The following is an 18,864-nucleotide window of genomic DNA, read 5'->3' as shown; positions in this document are numbered from 1 at the left end:
GTTCCAAGTGTGCTTACTCCTTTCCCTTACTCATCCCAGTCAGGCGCAATCTCTGGGTTGGCAATGCGCTCATTACGATCCAGCTTGGCGATTTCAGCCATTTCGCTATCGCTTAAGACTAAATCAAAGGCCGCCATATTGCTTTGGATATTACGCGCTTTCGTGGATGAAGGAATCGTTACCATATTGCGTTGTTTAACCCAAGCGAGGGTGATTTGCGCCGGGGTCACACCATGCGTATCGGCAATCTGTTTAAGGGTCGGGTCGTCCATCACCTTGCCGACAGCTAGCGGCATAAACGCAGTCACCTGAATTCCGTGCTGCTCGCAATGCTCAGCTAACGTGCGGTTTTGCAGGAAAGGATGAACCTCAATCTGATTGGTGAGGATTTCACCTTTGCCCAGAATACTGACCGCTTCATCTACCTGTGAACAGGTAAAGTTGGAAATACCAATGTTCCGCGCCTTGCCTTCCGCTTTGACCTCTTTCAAGGCAGTCAGGTAATCAGCCATCGGCACTTCATCCTTGGGCGATGGCCAGTGGATCAGCAGTAGGTCAACATAGTCGGTGCCCAATTTCTGCAGGCTTTCGTCCACGCTGGCTTTCAGCCTTGCCGGTTCAAGATTATCAAACCACACCTTGGTGGTCAGAAAGATGTCGCTGCGCGGTACGCTGCTGTCGCGAATTGCCTCCCCTACGCCAGCTTCATTACCATAAAACTGGGCGGTATCAATGTGCCGGTACCCCGCCTCAAGCGCCGCATGAATACTCTGCTTGAGCGTCTCGCCTTCCAGGCGAAAGGTACCGAAACCAGGGTTAGGCATTACATTTTGCATCATTAACGTCCTTTTCTATTGATAGCGTGTTAACTAACATGGGGTGGCAACCGCTTTACTTCAACCCTTTGCTATTGAAACCTCGCCCATCATGAAGACGCCATGACCTCCTCTACCGACGCGCTAGCTTCTCCTTCAACACCTTTATTGCCGCTACACCGCCAATCGGGCTTTTTGAGCTTTTTACTTTCCCGCTTGGCGGCCGTCTTTGCCATGCAGATTCAAGCTATCGTGGTAGCTTGGCAGGTTTACGATATCACCCGCGACCCCATGGCCCTGGCGTATGTCGGCCTGGCCCAGTTTCTGCCCATGGTGCTGCTTCTGCTGCCCGCGGGAGATGTCGTTGACCGCTTCTCGCGCAAGCGCATCCTGCAGCTTAGCTGGGGAGTACAAGGGCTATGTAGCGCGCTACTGCTCACGCTTTCACTCAACGGTAGCCAAAATGTGGCTGGATTTTACGCGGTGCTGGCGTTGTTTGGAGCTGCGCGTGCCTTTACTGGCCCTGCCCTGCAGAGTTTGCTGCCCAATATCGTGCCCCGCGCACAGCTTGCCTCGGCCATTGCCTTGAATAGCTCGATTATGAAAATCGCCGTGATCGCCGGCCCGCTATTAGGCGGTATTCTGTATGGCTTGGGCGGTGGCAGCCTCGCCTACAGCGTATGTTTAGGCTGTTTTATGGCCGCACTGATACTGCTGCTCCCGGTGCCGATTCGCTACGTTGAAACCGCCAAAGCGCTGGAAAGCACCGCCGTGAAGCGCTTCACCGCAGGTATTCGCTATATCCGCCATCAGCCGATTATACTGGGCGCCATTTCTCTCGACCTGTTCGCGGTGCTGCTAGGCGGTGTCGTGGCACTGCTACCCATCTATGCTCAGGAGGTGCTCCACGTTGGCCCGGAAGGGCTGGGCGCACTACGCAGCGCCATTGCGGTCGGCGCACTATTGATGGGGTTGTATCTGGGGATAAAGGGCATCAAACGCCGTGCTGGCTTGGTCATGTTTATGGCGGTGGCCATTTTCGGTATTGCCAACCTGGTGTTCGCCTTTTCGACGTTTTTTTGGCTCTCAATGATAGCCATGTTAGTGGCGGGTGCCGCCGATATGATTAGCGTCTATGTACGCATGACGCTGATCCAACTTGCCACCCCCGATGAGATGCGCGGGCGGGTGAATGCGGTCAATATGCTGTTTATCGGCTCCAGCAATGAGCTAGGTGAGTTTCGTGCAGGCAGTATGGCGGCAGGATTGGGTGCCGTACCTGCGGCCGTTATTGGCGGTGTCGGTACACTAGCCGTGGTCGGCGCCTGGATGAAACTTTTCCCGACGTTACGCCGGGTTGACCGTTTTGACGATGCGCGCTGACCATACCTGTATCGCTCATCAGCGCAGCAGCAGGGCAATGACCGTAATCGCCAGCGTCAGCGATACACCTTTCCAGAACAGTACCGGGTCACGTTCTAACAGTGGTAACTGGGCGCGTTTAAGCATGACAGAGCTTGGCGAGCGCAGCTCAAAGATAAACTCCGACAGCGCTGGGTAGCGTTTGTGAGGGTTGGGGTGCAAGGCTTTTTTGAGCACCTCATCCACCCAGGCGGGCAGTTCACGGTTTTCGCTGAGTGCCGATTGATAGGCAAGTTTATGCTGTGCCGCCCGAGTGCGGGTTTTAGCCACTTCGGTACCATAGGGCAACGTGCCGGTTAGCATCTGATAGGTGATAACGGCGAGGGAGTATTGATCCGCACGCGGCGACCCACCTTCGCCCAGAAAATACTCCGGTGCGGTGTACTGGGCGGTGCCTAAAATATCGCCGCCAGCAAGGTCTTCGCCCGCTGCTTCGGCGATGCCAGCCACTTTGGCGGCGCCAAAATCGATCAGTTTTATTGTGCCATGATTATCGATCATGACGTTGTCGGGGCGTAAATCCTGGTGGAGCATTTCCAGGCGATGGAAAGCGCGAAGGCCTTTAGCGATCTGCTCAATGATAGGTCTTACAGTGGCTAAGTCGGCGTTGGGGTGATCGCGCATCCACTGGGTCAGGGTGTGCCCTTCGATATATGCCAGCACCGTATAAAGGTAGTGCCGAGGGCGTTCTTGCGCGGGGGCTTTTAGCACGTGGGCATTGTCGATTCGGCGGGCAATCCACTCTTCGCGCACAAACCGCTCGATGCTTGCCGGGTCTTGGCTTAGCTCGGTGGAAAGGGTCTTCAGCGCCACTTTATGGCCACTTGCTATCTCTTCTGCCAAGAAGACATGGCTGCGACTGCTGGCATGCAGTTGGCGCACGATACGGTAGCCGTCCAGCTCGCTTCCTGCGCGCAGTTCCGGCGGCTGGGGTAGCGCACCAAGTGCTGCATAAAGCTCATCTGCAAGGCCGTCGGGCAGTGTCTCAATGCGCACAATCTGCACCGTCAGATTATCATCGCTACCGTTCTCGATTGCCGCGGTAATCATCGCCTCGGCGGCGGCGTCCAGGTCGCTCCAGTGGGCATGAATCAGTTCCGCCATTTCGGTCGCTCTCAGCCACTCATAAACCCCATCGGTGGCGAGCACAAACACATCGCCTGCACTAAGCGATACCGCACGATAATCCAGCTCCAGATGCTGACCAGCGCCCATGGCGCGGCTTAAATGACTCACTTCCCGTGACGCCCAGAAGCGGTGATCCTCGGTCAACGGCTCCAGCGTATTGCCCGCCAGCTGGTAGATACGGCTATCGCCGACATGAAATAGATGCGCAGTGGTGGACTTGATCACCATCGCACTCAAGGTACATACATAGCCGCGATCCAGGTTGTAGCGGTACTGGCTTTGTCGGGTTTGGGCGTAAAGCCATGCGTTGGTGGCCTGCAGTACACGCTGGGCTGAGGTTTTCACCGCCCAGGTGGCCGGGGTGGCGTAGTAGTCCATCAGAAAGCCGCCCACCGCTGCTTCACTTGCCTCTCGGCTCACCTCGCTGCTGCTGATCCCATCCGCCAACGCGATCGCGATGCCTTTGGTGGCGCGCTGGGATGCATTGGGCAGGTAAGCGCCATAAAAATCCTGATTGCTTGGTTTGCGCCCTTTATCAGAGTGCTGGCCGAGCGAAATGGTCAGCGCTGCCATCGGCTAACGAGCACCTTCGCTGGAATGACCTACGGCGGCTAGCTCAACGGGCGATGTGGCGACCCTTTGCACCACGCTGCCCACCACAATCAAACAGGGTGACGGTAAGGGAGTTGCGGCGAGTTTTTCGGGCATATCCGCCAGCGAGCCTACCAGCGACTGCTGTTCACTCTGGCTGGCGTTAGCCACCAGCATGATCGGCCACTCATCCGGCAGGCCTGCCTGGCGTAGGCCGTGGCAAATTGCACTCACTTTTGAAAGCCCCATATAAAACACCAGGGTTTCATCCTTGCGCGCCAGCGATGCCCAATCCGGTGTACCGTCTTCGCGGCAGAGCTGGGCAGTCACAAAGCGCAGTTGCTGCGCATGGCCACGATCGGTGAGCGGAATACCCATACAGGCAGCGGCGGCAGAAGCGGCGGTAATCCCCGGCACAATGGCCGCAGGCATCTGGGCGGCGGCCAGGGCATCCAGCTCTTCGCCCATTCGCGCAAACACCGCTGGGTCGCCGCCCTTCAGACGCACCACCGATTTACCTTCGCCAGCGAGTTTTACCATCAGCGCGCCGATCTCAGCTTGGGGTACGCTGTGATGGCCGCGGGCTTTGCCAACGTAGTAGCGCTCGCTGCCGCTAGGAATCAGCGCCAGCACGTCATCACCTACCAAGCGGTCATACACCACGGCGTCCGCCTGCATAAGTAAGCGTGCAGCCTTGAGGGTTAACAGTTCTGCATCGCCGCTGCCCGCGCCGACCAGGTAAACCTGTCCGGCGCGGCACTCGCCGCGCAGTGGCAAACGTATGTCTGCAGCATGCTGAACCAACGGCGTTAGCGCGCGGTGCGATAACCGCATAAAGGCGTTAAACCACTTCTGTAGTAAGGGGTTGCTTAGTGCGGGCATTGGGCCGCTCCTCTTCAATCAGTGATTTCAATTCGGGAATACAGCTACCGCACTGGGTGCCGCAAGCGAGTCTGGCGCCCAACGCTTCTACGCTGGTGTCGCCCTCGCGGATAGCGTTGACGATGGTAGTTTGGCCCACCTGGTGGCAACTGCACACCACCGGGCCAGTATCCGCGGCGCCGTCGTCGCAGCCGGCTAATAGGCGGCGACGATGGGTATCGCTCAGCGCCGCCTCGTTAAAACGCGCTTCCAGCCACGCTAACCCTGGCAACTCGTTGGGCGGGCCAACCATCAGCCACCAGCACAGCTTGCCATTTTCCACACAGGCGGCACGCAGCCGTCCGTTAGTGGGGTCTTGGCTGACCACCGCCACTTCCCCAGGCAGCCACTCTTTCAACTGCGCCAACCAATCGTTAACCGACTGTGTATGGGCAAGTTGCCAGCGCTGGCAGCCGCGCATAGGTATGCGTGTCCAATAGACACTGGTACACCACGGCGTCAACTCAGTGGCGCCATCGGCGACCAGCAGAGTGGCCTGCCACTCAGTGGCAAGCGGGGCCAACGCCACGGCACCGTGCTTTGATTCCGGCTGCCCGGAGAGCGGGTCTGTAATGCCGCCGATCAGCGCGCTACTTCTGGCCTGCTGGGTAAAACAGTCAGTCCAGTGGATAGGCACAAAAACTTCGCCGCGGCGTTGGGCATTGGACACCCGCACCCGAGCCCGAAACTCACCCTTCGCTGCGCTTAGCACCGCCAAGCCTTGATCCACCACACTGGCGGCCTGAGCGTCATCAGGATGCACGTCCATGAACGGCTCCGCACGGTGATTCATCAGCCTCGGGGCGCGCGCAGTACGGGTCATGGTGTGCCACTGATCACGGATTCGCCCTGTGTTTAAGCGCAACGGATAGGCGGCGCTGAGCGCTTGTTCAGGGCCCTGTGGCTTAATCGCCAACAGTTTGGCACGGCCATTGGCCGTGGCGAACTCGCCATCTTCAAACAAGCGCGCGGTTCCCTGCGGCGCTCGAGCCGTCACCGGCCACTGAACCGGCGCCAAGGCATCGTAGTCTTTCCGGCCCAGGCCCACCAAGCCCGAGATATCGAAAAGCCGCTTCGGGCTGCCGGCTAGCCCATTTTCAAATCCAGACAGCCGGGCGTGTTCATCGAATATTTCCCAGGGGTGCGAGTAGTTAAACGCCTCGGCAAACCCCAGCCGTTTGGCCACTTCTGCGATGATCCACCAATCATGGCGAGCTTCCCCTGGGGGTGGCAGCAACCCCCGCTGGCGGGAGATGCGCCGCTCGGAGTTGGTCACGGTGCCATCTTTTTCTGACCACCCCGAGGCTGGCAGCACGATATCTGCATAAGGCAGCAAATCAGTATGGGCTGCACACTCAGAGACAATCACCAGCGGGCATTTTTCCAGCGCAGCGCGCACCCGCGCGGCATCGGGTAGGCTAATCGCGGGATTGGTGGCCATCACCCATAGCGCTTTTATCTCGCCACGCTCAATGGCTTCAAACAGCTCCACCGCTTTATAACCCGGCCCTTCCGGCAGAATGGGCGTGAGATTATCGGTCGCCCAGAAACGGCTGACCAGATCAATGGCGCCGGGGGTGTGGTAATCCATATGCGCAGCTAGCTGGTTTGCCAGCCCACCTACTTCGCGCCCGCCCATGGCATTGGGTTGGCCGGTAATCGAGAACGGCCCTGCCCCCGGCAAACCGATTTTTCCGCCCGCCAGGTGGCAGTTAATAATCGCGTTGCATTTATCGGTGCCGCTGGCGGATTGGTTAACGCCCTGGGAATAGAGCGTGACCACATGCAGTTGGCTGGCAAACCAGTAGTAGAAGGTTTCCAGACGCTCAGGGTCGACATCGCAGGCAGCCGCTACTTCCGCCACCGACCCAGCGGTTTGTTGAGCTGCCGCCAGGGCCTCATCAAAGCCTTCGGTGTGACGCTCAAGATAGAGGATATCGAGCTTGCGACGCTTTGCCATCCACGCCAGCAGACCATTAAACAGAAAAGCATCGCTGCCCGGCTTAATCCCCAGGTAGAGGTCAGCGATTTCACAGCTATCGGTCACGCGCGGGTCGATGACGACCAAGCGCATCAGTGGGTTGCGCTCTTTAGCGACTTTAATGCGTTGATAAAGCACCGGATGGTTCCAGGCTAAGTTGGAACCCACCAACACGACCAACTCCGCCTCTTCCAAGTCTTCGTAGTTGCACGGCACCGCATCCGCGCCGAAGGCACGCTTGTAGCCAGCCACCGCGGAGGCCATGCACAGTCGCGAATTAGTATCTAAATGAGGCGTACCCAAAAAGCCTTTAAACAGCTTATTGGCCACATAGTAATCTTCAGTTAATAGCTGTCCCGACAGGTACGCCGCCACGCTGTGATTGCCATGCTCGGCCCGCAGGGCGTTTAAACGCTCAGCGGTGGTGTTCAATGCGGACTCCCAGGCAACCTCAACGCCATCTATACGCGGATGCGTCAGGCGGCCCTGCTCGCCCAACGTCTCATGTAGCGCAGAACCTTTAACACACAGCCGACCATAATTCGCAGGGTGCTCACGGTCGCCTTCTACTGCGCTCAGCGTGCCTGCTTCAATGGTCGCCGTCACGCCGCAGCCGACGCCGCAGTAGGGGCATGTGGTTTTGGCCTGAGTCATAGCTACTCCTCGGATTCCTCATTCGCGCCAGGCATAAAAAAACGCCCAGTCCCTTTCTCTAATGCGCTCTATAAACGCATTAAGAGAAGAGGGCTGGACGTCGTTGCCACAGCGCACCTTCTTCGGTGCAGTACTCTTTGCAGTAGTCTCTTCAAACAATCGAAGACTTACTAACAGCTACACATTTTCTAACGGCTAGTTGTTTTTCTAACGGCTTTGGAATTGTTCGCTGCCATCGCCAAACAATGAGCGCTTATTCCTTGTTAACTCACTTATTGCCTTAATAGCTGCAAGAGCCAAGCCGACAACCGGCCTACCGGAAATTAACTACTGAAAAACAAATAGTTAAAAAATAAAAGATCTTCACGCAACGCTCTTTTTGGCACTGTGGTCACGCTAAATGGCGTGTGAGAGTGCACACCACCTCCCTTTTCGCACCATCGCTGTGCAGCTTGCTCTAACAGCGATGCGACTGTTCTCCTACCATCATTTCCTAAACAACTGACGTGCTTGGATAAATAGTGATTAATAGCCAGTTGGCTAGTTCCTTGCTTTATACACGGTAAGGTTTTTAATCAGCTGGCAGCCAATGGCGGTTGCCGTGCGTTTAAAGCATAGATTTTAAACAACGCTATCGGGCAACGACGCCCCTGATGCTCCCTCTTTCTCCACATTGTGGAAAGGAAGGTGTGTTAGGGGCGTTTTTTGTTTGGTGCTCAAGAAGCCGCAAAGACACAGAGGAGCCACCCATGGAAACCACTTCCCGGTGCTCACACAATGATCATCTCAATGACCACCTGGTGATTATTGGCAACGGCATGGCCAGCCACCGCCTGATTGAGGCGTTGGTGAAACTACCCACGCGTCCTCAGCACATCACGGTGATTAGCGCTGAGCCAACTCCCGCTTATAACCGTATTCTGCTCTCGCCACTGCTGGCCGGCGAGATGACTCAAGATGCACTCACTCTGCGTGATGCTCAGTGGTACGAGGACCAGGGTGTCACGCTGATTCTTGGCGAAAAAGTCGACGCCCTTCATCGCGACCGCCGAACCGTGGTCACCGACACCGGCCGCACGCTGCCTTACGACCACCTAGTGCTTGCTACCGGCTCGCGCCCAGCAATGCCCGATGTACCTGGAATTGAGCTTGCGGGCGTGCACGGCTTTCGTGACTTGCAAGATGCTGATGCGCTGACCGACATCGCTCAACGCGGTGGTGAGGCAGTCGTGATTGGCGGCGGCCTGCTAGGCCTGGAAGCTGCCGAGGGGCTGCGTAAGCGCGGCAACGATATCAGCGTCAGCGTACTCCAGCGCAGTGAACGCTTAATGAATCGCCAGTTGGATACCACCGCCTCACACCTGCTTGAAAACGAACTGTCCCAGCGCGGCTTGAAGATTATTACCGGCGCCCAGTTAGCACGGCTTGAGGGCAACGCCCAAGGACAGGTCAGCAAGCTTCATCTTGATGATGGCCGCCAACTGGCTGCCACGAGCGTCATTGTTGCAGCGGGCATTACGCCTAACGCAGCACTTGGCCACCAGGCGGGCCTGACCACCGAGCGCGCTATCGTGGTGGATGAGTTTCTCACCACCAGCGACCCAGCGATTTCAGCACTGGGTGAGTGCTGCCAATTTGATGGCACTACGTACGGCTTGGTGGAACCGATCTGGCGTCAGGTGGAAGTACTCGCCGCCCGGCTAGGTGGCACACCTACCCTTGGCTACGCGGATGCTCCCAGCGCCACCAAACTCAAAATCAGCGGCGTGGCGCTCTATGCCTTTGGCCCCACCGAGGCCAGCGCCGAGCACGAAGTGCTGAATTACCACGACATTGAGCGCGGTGACTACCGCCGCCTGCTGCTGCGCGATGGCCAGATAGAAGGCGCGGTGCTTTACGGCGACACCAGCCAAGGCCCCTGGTACTTCGAGCAGGCGCTCGCAGGTACCGATCTCAACGCTTACCGCCACGCCCTGCTGTTTGGTGCCGCTGATGTTGAAGTACTCCAGACCAACATAGCGGAACAGCAGAGCGACACTCCCCATTTATCGACCTTAGAGGTGGCATAATGTCTAGCCCAAAAACGGCAACTCCCGAACAGCTTATTATTATCGGCAACGGCATGGTCGGCCACCACTTGGTCGAGCAGCTCGTCGATAACGGTGCCCTTGAGCGCTATCACGTCACCGTGTTTGGCGAAGAGCGCCACCGCGCCTACGACCGGGTGCACCTATCTGAATACTTCAGCGGCCGCGACGCCGATTCGCTCGCGCTTTGCGAAGCGGATTACTACGCCGTAAGCGGCGTGGAACTGCGCACTGGCGAGGCTGTAATCGAGATCGACCGCAACGCGCAAGAAGTGGTCACCGACCAAGGCCGTTACCCGTATGACCGCTTGGTGTTGGCCACCGGCTCCTTCCCCTTTGTGCCGCCGATTCCCGGCAACGACCGCGATGGATGCCTGGTTTACCGCACCCTGGACGACCTGGACGCCATTCAGGCCGCCGCCGAAAACGCTACCACCGGCGTGGTGGTGGGCGGTGGCCTACTCGGCTTGGAAGCGGCTAACGCCCTGCGCGGCTTAAACCTGGATACCGCCGTGGTGGAGTTCGCTTCACGCCTAATGCCCATGCAGGTGGATAATGAAGGCGGCGAGCTGCTGCGCGAAAAAATCGAAGCTCTGGGTGTACAGGTGCTCACTGAGCGCGCCACCCAGCGCATTGAAGATGGCGAGGCGAGCCGACACCGCATGGTCTTCCAGGACGACAAGGTGTTGGAAACCGACCTGATCGTGTTCTCGGCGGGCATTCGCCCCCGCGATCAACTAGCCCGTGACTGCGGTCTGGAGATTGGCGAACGCGGCGGCGTGGTAGTGGATAACCAGTGCCTCACCAACGACCCGGCCATTCTGGCGATTGGCGAAGTCGCACTATGGAACCAAAGCATTTTCGGCTTGGTGGCACCAGGCTACCAGATGGCCAAAACGGCGCTGTCGACGCTAACCGAAGGCGATATTCAGTTTGGCGGCGCCGATATGAGCACAAAGCTCAAGCTACTGGGCGTGGATGTGGGTTCGATTGGCGATGCTCACGGTAACCAGAACCCCGGCGCGCGGATGTTTCGCTACCTGGATCCCATCAAGCAGGAGTACCGCAAGCTGGTAGTCTCCAGCGATGGTAAAAAACTATTGGGCGCCATGCTGGTCGGCGACAACAGCGTTTACGACACGCTGCTGCAGTACTATTCCAACGGTATTGAGCTGCCCGCTGAACCCGCCTCGCTGATTCTGCCGCAAAGCAGCGGCGCCGCGCCAACGCTCGGCCCCGGTGCACTGCCCGAAACTGCCACCATCTGCTCTTGCCATAACGTCACCAAGGGCGACATTTGCGCCACGATTGACGGCGGTGCGGTAGATCTTGGTGGCGTCAAAGGCGCCACCAAGGCCAGCACCGGCTGCGGCGGCTGCACCGCGCTGCTTAAAAGCGTGGTGGATCACGAGCTGGAAGCCCGCGGCGTGGAAGTCGATAAATCGATTTGCGAGCACTTCGCCCATACCCGCCAGGGACTTTACGATATCGTCCGTGTAGAGGGCATTAAAACCTTCACCGACTTGATTGAAAAACACGGCAACGCCGACACCCACCGTCTGGGCTGCGACATCTGCAAACCCGCCGTGGCGTCCATTCTGGCCTCCTGCTTCAATGAGCCGATCACCGATGCGGCGCATATCCCGTTGCAGGATACCAACGACACCTTTATGGCTAACATGCAGAAAAACGGCACCTACTCGGTGGTGCCGCGTGTGGCTGGTGGCGAGATTACGCCCGACAAACTGATCGCCCTGGGCGAAGTGGCCAACAAATATAGCCTCTACTCCAAGGTGACGGGCGGCCAGCGTATCGACTTGTTCGGCGCGCGGCTGGAAGACCTGCCGGATATCTGGAGCGAGCTGATTGCCGCAGGCTTCGAGACCGGCCACGCCTACGGTAAATCGCTGCGTACGGTGAAATCTTGTGTGGGCAGCACTTGGTGCCGCTACGGCGTGCAGGACAGCGTTGGCATGGCGATCCAGCTGGAGAACCGCTACAAAGGCCTGCGTTCCCCTCACAAGATCAAATTCGGCGTTTCCGGCTGCACCCGCGAGTGCGCCGAGGCCCAGAGCAAAGATATTGGCATTATCGCCACCGAAAACGGCTGGAATTTGTACGTGTGCGGTAACGGCGGCATGCGCCCTCGCCACGCCGAACTGTTCGCTACCGACCTGGACGACGAGCAGCTCTACCGCACTATTGACCGCTTCTTAATGTTCTACGTGCGCACCGCCGACCGGCTGCAGCGCACCTCGGTATGGCGTGAAAATCTTGACGGCGGCCTGGAGTATCTTAAAGAGGTGATTCTGGAAGATAGCCTGGGTATCAACGACGAGCTGGAGCGTCAGATGCAAACCGTGGTGGACACCTACCAGTGCGAATGGGCCGACGCCATTAGCGACCCGGAAAAGCTCAAGCGCTTCCGCAGCTTCGTCAACGACGACCGTCCGGATCCGTCCATCATTATGACCAGTGAACGTGGCCAGCTTCGGCCTGCTTGATTGATGCGTTAACTGACTCTGAATAAAAACGAGGCAACTCATGACCGCAACGGCACTGAAAAAAGAGATGGATACCATGGCGGAACAAACCACCAAGACGTGGCAAAAGGTCTGCACCAAGGCCGATCTTGTCGAGTTTTCGGGCGTCGCCGCCTGGATTGAAACCGCCGATGGCCCCGCCCAAGTGGCTATTTTTTACTTGCCAGGGCTGAGACAAGGAAAGGATCACGAACTTTACGCCCTCGACCATTTTGATCCCTTCTCCAAGGCCAATGTGATCGCCCGCGGCATCGTTGGTGACCTTAAAGGTGCCGCCGTCGTCGCCTCGCCTATCTACAAGCAACACTTCCGTTTTGAAGATGGGCAGTGTTTGGAAGATGAGAGCGTCAAACTGCGCACCTGGAAGATCGAATTTAAAGGTAATGAGGTGTGGGTTGAGGGGTAACCACATTAATTAGCTTTGATAAATCGACAACGCCGCCTTCAGGGCGGCGTTGTCGTTAGTGGGAAGTAACTCTCAAACGTTATTCATCCAGATGCTTATTCATCCAAACCCTAATCATTCATAAACTGAATCAGCGCCTGATTAAACTCATCTGGGTGCGTGGCATTCAGGCCATGCGGACCACCCTTGATCACTTCCGTCTTCGCGTTGGGCAGTAGCTCCTGGGTTCGCTTGCCGCTGACCTCAAAGGGCACGATACCGTCTGCATCACCGTGCAGCACTAGCGTGGGGATATCGATCTTAGGCAAGTCTTTACGAAAATCGGTGTAGCTGAAGGCTTTGATGCAGTCGTAGGTCGCTTGGGGTGATGCAAAGGCGGCAATATCGCGATGGTACTGGCGGTTCGGTTCACTGATTAAATCGCTGCGCTCACCGGCAGCAAAGAAGTTCTTGGTAAACTCCTTCAGGAAGGCGATACGGTCACCTTTCACCCCCTCCAGAAACTGATTGATCGTCGCGTCATCCAGGCCACCTTCGGGGTTGTCGTCAGCTTTATACAGGTAAGGCGGCACAGCAGCGGCAAACACGGCTTTACTCACCCGGCCAGTGCCGTAGCTTGAGAGGTAGCGGGCCACTTCGCCGCCGCCCATGGAAAAGCCCACCAGGGTGGCATCGTGTAGATCCAGCGTGTCGATCAATTTTTTAAGGTCTGTTGCGAGCGTATCGTAGTCGTAGCCGCCATCGGCCTGCGTCGACCAACCAAATCCCCGGCGGTCATAGGTCACGACTTTATAGCCTGCCTCAACCAGCGCTGGCACCTGTTTTTCCCATGAACGACCACTAAGTGGCCAGCCATGAATGAGCACCACAGGCTTACCTGCCCCACGTACTTCGTAATAAAGCTCTACCGGCGTGCCCTGCTCCGTTCCTACGCTCAGCATTGGCATCGTCTCACCCTCCTGTTTGGCTTAACGTGAATCAAACAAATGTGCTCTAAGGTTAGTAGAACTAGCAGTGCTGTCCAAAGGAAGGCGTTGGGCAGTCTGGTCAGAAAGCAGGGCGAAAGACATCAGCACGGCGCCGTCGATAAGTCACTAACAAAATTGCTATGCTTAGCGGCTATTTATACGGTGTGCACTCTGGAGCAGAAACGTTTGTGAAGAAAGAATCGAGTACCTTGGCCTTCTCCGCTGTTATGGCGCTGCTCATTGGCTGTGCAGGCATCGTGGCCACGCTGGCCTCTAACTCTCAAGCGATCCTACTGGATGGGCTATTTAATCTGATCTATTTCAGCGTTGCCCTCGTGACCATTAAGGTCAGCAAGCTTGCCAGCCGCCCGGACAGCGAATCCTACCCTTTTGGCTATAGCTACTTCGAGTCGCTAGTCAATCTTTGCAAAGGGCTGCTGATTTTAGGCGTTTCCATTTTTGCACTGGTGGATGCTGTCGCCGCGCTACTAACAGGCGGTCGTGACATTGCCGCTGGGCTTGCCGTTATCTACGCCCTCTTTGCCACCGCGGCCTGCTCGCTTACCGCCTGGGTCATGCACCGCAGCCAGCGCCATGTCAGTAGCCCCCTGGTGGCAGCAGACAAACTCAACTGGCTGGTCAACAGCGTCATTTCTGCCGCCGTACTCGCGGCGTTTTGTTTGGTGATGCTGTTTGAACACCTGGGCTGGCTGGCCATTCTGCCCTACGTGGATGCGGTATTGGTGATTGCGGTGGTGGTGCTGTGTTTGGGCGTACCGGTGCGCATGGCTTCCCAAGCACTGCAGGAACTGCTTAACAAGACCCCGGAGGAGGCCATCGCAGCACCCGTCCGCCGCGCCGTTGCGAATGCCCTGGCGAGCACTGACACGCAAGAGGTGCGCGTGCGTATGGTTCGCCCTGGCCGCCTGCTGTATGTGATGGTGCATGTGGTATTGCCAGAGGAACCCAATTTGACCATCGTTCATCAAGATGCGCTGCGCGCACGGGTCGATGAAGAAGTGCGCCGTTACTATTCGCTGGTGGTGTGTGATGTAGTGTTTACCGCCAACACCCGCTGGGCCGCGCCCTCTTGCGGGCTGTTGGTCGAAAAAGGGTAGCTTAAGTGGTCGTCGATCACGTGAGCGCTCTGCGCAGCAAAGCGAACGCCGTGATCACACCGCCTAATAGCGCAAAACCAAACAGCGTTAGCGCCAGGGTATGCCCCACTGCATCAATAAGCGCCCCGGTCGTGATCACCGGGAGGCTGAAGCCAATATACGCCATCAAAAAATAGCCTGCGCTGGCCTCGGGCGCGGACGCATCGGCCGCTGCCAACACGCCACTCAACCCACCCAGGTAGATAAACCCATAGCAGGCGCTACTGGCGGCCACCGTACCCAGCAGCACCGCTGCTAGGTAGCCTTGAAGGGCTCCCCAGGCGATCAGCGCATAGGCAATCGGCAAAATCACCAGCCCCAGCAGCGTCGCCCTTCTTGGCGCGAACCGTCTTGCCCAGGGCTGAAACAGCACCCCACAGCTGCAAATCCCGAACGTGGCGAAGCCGCTCCAGGCGGCTAAACCGTGTCGCTGCAGGGCGGAAGGGAGTATCGCAATCACTAATCCCACCGTCGCCCAGGCCAGCAAAATAGCCAACCCAAAGGCAAATGCGCCCCGAGGGTAACTAGGCAGACGCAGCAGCGAGCGGTTAGTGTCACTCGGCGGGCTATCCTCCAATGTGGTGACCACCACTAGCGCCAGCACCGCGGCGACCAGGTAAATCCATAGGCTGGGCGGCGACACACTGGGGGTATGAAAAAGAAACAGGCTGGTGACCGCTGCTCCCAGGCCAAACCCAAGCGAGGTGCTGGCCGTCACGTAATTGGTGGCGAGGCGATTATCATCCCCATCCACGAGCAGTTGCATATACGCAGGCGCCACTGCCGACGTTAATCCCATGCTAATACCCAACAGGAAGCGGGCAACCCCTAGTGCCACTAGGTTGGGAGCTATCAAGATCATCGCCGTCGCCATCAGGCTTAACAGTAGTGCAGCAATGATCAATGGCTTGCGCCCCACCCGATCTGCCAAGCCATTTAAGCCCAGCAGCACCGGCAAGACACCCGCCACATAGCAAGCGAAGGCAAGCGTGGTTGCCCCTACCCCCAAGCCGTCGCGCGCCGCCAGTGCATCGTAGAGCGGCGCCTGTAAATTAACTGCCGTGGTAATCATGCACAGCGCAAAGGCCAGATAAACGGCGCTACGTTGGGTGATGGTTCGATTTAAAGCGCGGTTCATAGCGTTACCCTAAATAAGCCAATATTTGAACCACTAAGCTCCCACGCTTGCCGATCACCGGTAAGGTACACTTAACCACCACTTTCAAGACACTGTTCCGCCCTTTTCGAGAACAGTGCTGAGCCACAGGGTCAGCTATGAAGCTTAAGGTTAACCGCGACGCCCCCACACCCATTGCACAGCAGATTGAAGCCGGTATTCGCACCTGGATTGCCGCGCACGGTGCCGGTGGTGGCCGCCGTTTACCCTCTATTCGCCGCTTGGCCGCGACCCATCATATTAGCCGTAACGCGGTGATTGACGCCTATGAGCGCTTGGTGGCTGCCGGTTTGGTGCGCTCACGGCCCGGGTCAGGTTTTTATGTGGCGGATAGCGCGGCAGCCCTGGTATCGCAGCCAGCAGCTACGAGCGGATTGGAAGAGGTCACCAATGGCCTGTGGGGGCTTTTCAGTGCCAGTGAGCACACGCTTAAGCTGGGCTGCGGCTGGCTACCCAGCCACTGGCGCGAGGACGATGACCTGCCCCATGCCATTCGCCAGGTCGCGCGTAAAAGCCGCTCGGGAATTTTCGAGTACAGCACGCCGCAGGGGCCTGAAGAATTACGCCGCCTGATCCAAGAGCGTCTGCGCCCGCTAGCGATCAATGCCGACGCCCAGCAGATCGTGATGACCAGCGGCGGCAGCCATTCGCTGGATCTATTGGTAAGGATGCTGCTTGAACCGGGCGATGTGGTGTTCGTGGAATCACCGGGTTATTACAACCTGTTCGGCCTGCTGCACTTGCAGCGCATCCGCGTGATTGGCGTACCGCGATTGGCCGATGGGCCAGATATCGAACGCCTGGAAGCGTTACTGGCGAAGTACCAACCCAAACTGTTTTACATTAACAGCGTGTTTCATAACCCCACGGGCAGCACCCTCACCCCAGCGATTGCTCACCGGGTGTTGCAGCTCGCCGAACGACACGATTTTCAGATTATTGAAGACGATATCTACGCGGATTTTCAGCACGCACCGACGACACGCCTTGCCGCTTTAGATGGCTTGAATCGGGTGCTCTACCTTGGCAGCTTCTCAAAAAGCCTCTCCTCTTCGCTGCGGGTAGGCTTTATCGCCTCACCCCCCTCTCTGATGCAGCGGTTGGTCGATATCAAGATGCTGACCAGCATTTCTGCGTCGCGCTTTGCGGAGCAAGTGGTCACTACCATGTTACAGAACGGCAGTTATCGAAAGCTGACCGAGCGGCTGCGCACCAAGCTCGCCAATCAAATGGCGTTGGCGCTAAGTATTCTCAAAAAGTCGAACTGGGAGGTTTATACCGAACCGGCAGGAGGAATGTTTGTGTGGGCCAAGCCACCGGCCACCATCACGCCAGAGGCGCTGTCTGAGCTGGCTGACCGGTGCGAGGTAATGCTGTCACCAGGCCATCTGTTCTTTGCGGATCATCAACCAACCCCCTGGCTCCGGCTAAACGTTGCCTATATGCAGGATCCCAGGGCGAAGGCGTTTATTGATGCAGTTCGTTGAACCTACCCTTCCTTAACCTCTTTCACTGGCCATACATCCGCATCCACAAGCTCTGGGCGTTTCAGTATGACAGGGTCAAATATCGGTTCTTTAATACCGTCACGGCGCTGGCGCTCATAGTCTTTCAGCACGGCTACGGCAATTGGCCCCATGATGAGTATCGCAAACAGGTTGGTAGTCGCCATCAGCCCCATCGCAAGATCGGCAAAGTCCCAGACAACACTCAGTTCAGCCACCGAGCCGAGCAGCACCATGACGATCACAATCACCTTGAACACGCCCACCGCTTTTGCGGCGTGACGGCGGAACAGGAATTCGATATTCACCGCTGAGAACGAGAAGTTGGCCAAGATTGAGGTAAAGGCAAAAAACAAAATCGCCAGCGCAATGAATATCTCACCAAACCCGCCTAGATGATCCACCATGGCATCCTGGGTCAGTTGAATACCTTCAATACTATCGCCCGGCGACTCCGACATCAGCCGCTCATAAACACCAGAAAGCAGAATCACTACCGCGGTGCAGCTACAAATCACGATGGTATCGACGAACACCCCGAAAGACTGCACTAAGCCTTGGGCCGCCGGGTGCTTGACGGTCGCCTGGGCCGCCGCATTCGGGGTGGAACCCATGCCCGCTTCATTGGAGAACAGGCCACGCTTGACGCCGTTTTCCATCGCCGCTTTGATCGCATAGCCAGCTGCACCGCCTACCGCTGGGCCAAGCCCAAAAGCACTCATCACAATCAACGAGAGCATGTCAGGCACGGCAGAAAGGTTAGTCACCAGAATCCATAGCGCCACGAGCAGATAAGCAATCGCCATCGCTGGCACAATTTTCTCAGCGGTACGCGCTACCGACTTGAGGCCACCATAAATAACAAAACCTGCCAAGATGGCAATCACGACGCCCGTCAGCCAATTGGGAATGCCAAAGGCGCCATTCATCCCTTGCGCGATAGTATTGGATTGCGCCGCGTTAAACGCCAAGCCATAAGCAATAATCAGAAACACTGCGAACAGCGCGCCTAACCAGCGCCACCCCAGGCAGCGTTCAATATAGTAAGCCGGCCCGCCACGGAATACGCCATCCTCGTTGCGATGCTTATAGACCTGGGCCAAGGTCGACTCGATAAACGCGGTGGCAAAACCCAGCAGCGCGGTCACCCACATCCAGAAAATCGCCCCCGGCCCGCCAATCCAGAGCGCCAGAGCCACACCGGCTAGATTACCGGTACCGACCCGCGCTGCCATCGACGTCGCAAAGGCCTGAAAGCCACTGATACCATCCCCAGCCCCGCGGGCAGTGAATGTCACATACGCCATGTGCCTGAACAGACGAAACTGCATCCCCTTGGTCATAATGGTGAACAGCAGGCCAGCGCCTAGCAGTAGATAGACAAGAATGTAGCTCCAAATAAAGTTACTGACAGGCATCATGATGGCATAGAGACCATCGCGCAGCGGGGCAATGAGTAATTCGAGGGTCTCCATGGGAATGCTCTCCAGTTAGCGTTTGTTCACACCC

The 18,864-nt window shown here is 57.3% G+C and carries 13 protein-coding genes; 6 read left to right on the top strand and 7 right to left on the bottom strand.

All coding sequences use genetic code 11. The annotated features are described in order from the left end of the window. Positions 1 to 26 precede the first annotated feature (26 nt). Positions 27 to 836 carry a 2,5-didehydrogluconate reductase DkgB gene (gene dkgB / locus ACXUPB_RS05030; RefSeq protein ID WP_035559214.1) on the bottom strand — a complete coding sequence of 270 codons (810 nt, stop codon included), beginning with the start codon at positions 834 to 836 and terminating at the stop codon, positions 27 to 29. Between the two features lie 102 nt (positions 837 to 938). Here dkgB and ACXUPB_RS05025 point away from each other — a divergent pair, with 102 nt between their 5' ends. Next, positions 939 to 2,198 (top strand): MFS transporter, encoded by a 1,260-nt coding sequence (locus ACXUPB_RS05025; RefSeq protein WP_045812158.1) that lies wholly within the window; start codon positions 939 to 941, stop codon positions 2,196 to 2,198. Positions 2,199 to 2,216: 18 nt separating this feature from the next. Here ACXUPB_RS05025 and ACXUPB_RS05020 read toward each other — a convergent pair whose 3' ends face one another. From ACXUPB_RS05020 to ACXUPB_RS05010, 3 genes are read right to left on the bottom strand one after another with little or no spacing between them, the layout of a single operon-like run. Beyond that, entirely contained in the window at positions 2,217 to 3,938 is a 1,722-nt protein-coding gene (locus ACXUPB_RS05020) for a bifunctional protein-serine/threonine kinase/phosphatase (RefSeq protein WP_035559211.1), read from the bottom strand. Positions 3,939 to 3,941: 3 nt separating this feature from the next. Next, a complete protein-coding gene (cobA, locus tag ACXUPB_RS05015; protein ID WP_035559209.1) occupies positions 3,942 to 4,838 on the bottom strand; it encodes a uroporphyrinogen-III C-methyltransferase in 897 nt (298 codons plus the stop codon). Then, on the bottom strand, positions 4,798 to 7,512 hold the full coding sequence (locus ACXUPB_RS05010) for a nitrate reductase (RefSeq protein WP_035559206.1): 2,715 nt from the start codon (positions 7,510 to 7,512) through the stop codon (positions 4,798 to 4,800). Before ACXUPB_RS05010 ends, cobA begins: the two co-directional genes overlap by 41 nt. Before the next feature lie 749 nt (positions 7,513 to 8,261). Here ACXUPB_RS05010 and ACXUPB_RS05005 point away from each other — a divergent pair. Genes ACXUPB_RS05005 through nirD form a run of 3 tightly spaced genes read left to right on the top strand, consistent with a single transcriptional unit; the run spans position 8,262 to position 12,548 of the window. Continuing rightward, positions 8,262 to 9,581: an NAD(P)/FAD-dependent oxidoreductase gene (locus ACXUPB_RS05005; RefSeq protein ID WP_035559203.1), complete on the top strand. Its 1,320-nt coding sequence runs from the start codon at positions 8,262 to 8,264 to the stop codon at positions 9,579 to 9,581. Continuing rightward, entirely contained in the window at positions 9,581 to 12,103 is a 2,523-nt protein-coding gene (nirB, locus tag ACXUPB_RS05000; protein ID WP_035559201.1) for a nitrite reductase large subunit NirB, read from the top strand. The genes ACXUPB_RS05005 and nirB overlap by 1 nt, the downstream gene beginning before the upstream one ends. Positions 12,104 to 12,143: 40 nt before the next feature. Then, the gene (gene nirD, locus ACXUPB_RS04995) at positions 12,144 to 12,548 is read left to right on the top strand and encodes a nitrite reductase small subunit NirD (protein ID WP_035559198.1); all 405 of its coding nucleotides are present in this window, start codon (positions 12,144 to 12,146) and stop codon (positions 12,546 to 12,548) included. Between the two features lie 110 nt (positions 12,549 to 12,658). Here the strand turns inward: nirD and ACXUPB_RS04990 are convergent, their stop codons facing one another. Next, complete coding sequence (locus ACXUPB_RS04990; protein WP_035559195.1) at positions 12,659 to 13,495, bottom strand: alpha/beta fold hydrolase; 837 nt, start codon at positions 13,493 to 13,495, stop codon at positions 12,659 to 12,661. Positions 13,496 to 13,704: 209 nt separating this feature from the next. On the opposite strand from ACXUPB_RS04990, the gene ACXUPB_RS04985 reads away from it, so the two are divergent. Further along, positions 13,705 to 14,634, top strand: coding sequence for a cation diffusion facilitator family transporter (locus tag ACXUPB_RS04985; protein ID WP_035559658.1), 930 nt, complete (start codon positions 13,705 to 13,707; stop codon positions 14,632 to 14,634). 16 nt (positions 14,635 to 14,650) lie between these two features. On the opposite strand, the gene ACXUPB_RS04980 is transcribed toward ACXUPB_RS04985, so the two are convergent. Then, entirely contained in the window at positions 14,651 to 15,811 is a 1,161-nt protein-coding gene (locus ACXUPB_RS04980) for an MFS transporter (RefSeq protein WP_035559192.1), read from the bottom strand. Positions 15,812 to 15,948: 137 nt separating this feature from the next. On the opposite strand from ACXUPB_RS04980, the gene ACXUPB_RS04975 reads away from it, so the two are divergent. Beyond that, positions 15,949 to 17,337: an aminotransferase-like domain-containing protein gene (locus ACXUPB_RS04975; RefSeq protein WP_035559183.1), complete on the top strand. Its 1,389-nt coding sequence runs from the start codon at positions 15,949 to 15,951 to the stop codon at positions 17,335 to 17,337. A gap of 2 nt (positions 17,338 to 17,339) precedes the next feature. Here ACXUPB_RS04975 and ACXUPB_RS04970 read toward each other — a convergent pair whose 3' ends face one another. Then, positions 17,340 to 18,830: an alanine/glycine:cation symporter family protein gene (locus ACXUPB_RS04970; RefSeq protein WP_035559181.1), complete on the bottom strand. Its 1,491-nt coding sequence runs from the start codon at positions 18,828 to 18,830 to the stop codon at positions 17,340 to 17,342. Between the last annotated feature and the right edge of the window lie 34 nt (positions 18,831 to 18,864).

This window comes from Vreelandella sp. DA03-1M, from assembly GCF_055725665.1.
The sequence above is the reverse complement of the archived record's forward strand: the minus strand, read 5'-3'. Positions and strand labels throughout refer to the sequence as shown.

Coding starts and splice junctions, on each gene's coding strand:
- dkgB (WP_035559214.1), bottom strand. CDS start 836: ATGCAAAATGTAATGCCTAACCCTGGTTTCGGTACCTTTCGCCTGGAA.
- ACXUPB_RS05025 (WP_045812158.1), top strand. CDS start 939: ATGACCTCCTCTACCGACGCGCTAGCTTCTCCTTCAACACCTTTATTG.
- ACXUPB_RS05020 (WP_035559211.1), bottom strand. CDS start 3,938: ATGGCAGCGCTGACCATTTCGCTCGGCCAGCACTCTGATAAAGGGCGC.
- cobA (WP_035559209.1), bottom strand. CDS start 4,838: ATGCCCGCACTAAGCAACCCCTTACTACAGAAGTGGTTTAACGCCTTT.
- ACXUPB_RS05010 (WP_035559206.1), bottom strand. CDS start 7,512: ATGACTCAGGCCAAAACCACATGCCCCTACTGCGGCGTCGGCTGCGGC.
- ACXUPB_RS05005 (WP_035559203.1), top strand. CDS start 8,262: ATGGAAACCACTTCCCGGTGCTCACACAATGATCATCTCAATGACCAC.
- nirB (WP_035559201.1), top strand. CDS start 9,581: ATGTCTAGCCCAAAAACGGCAACTCCCGAACAGCTTATTATTATCGGC.
- nirD (WP_035559198.1), top strand. CDS start 12,144: ATGACCGCAACGGCACTGAAAAAAGAGATGGATACCATGGCGGAACAA.
- ACXUPB_RS04990 (WP_035559195.1), bottom strand. CDS start 13,495: ATGCCAATGCTGAGCGTAGGAACGGAGCAGGGCACGCCGGTAGAGCTT.
- ACXUPB_RS04980 (WP_035559192.1), bottom strand. CDS start 15,811: ATGAACCGCGCTTTAAATCGAACCATCACCCAACGTAGCGCCGTTTAT.
- ACXUPB_RS04975 (WP_035559183.1), top strand. CDS start 15,949: ATGAAGCTTAAGGTTAACCGCGACGCCCCCACACCCATTGCACAGCAG.
- ACXUPB_RS04970 (WP_035559181.1), bottom strand. CDS start 18,830: ATGGAGACCCTCGAATTACTCATTGCCCCGCTGCGCGATGGTCTCTAT.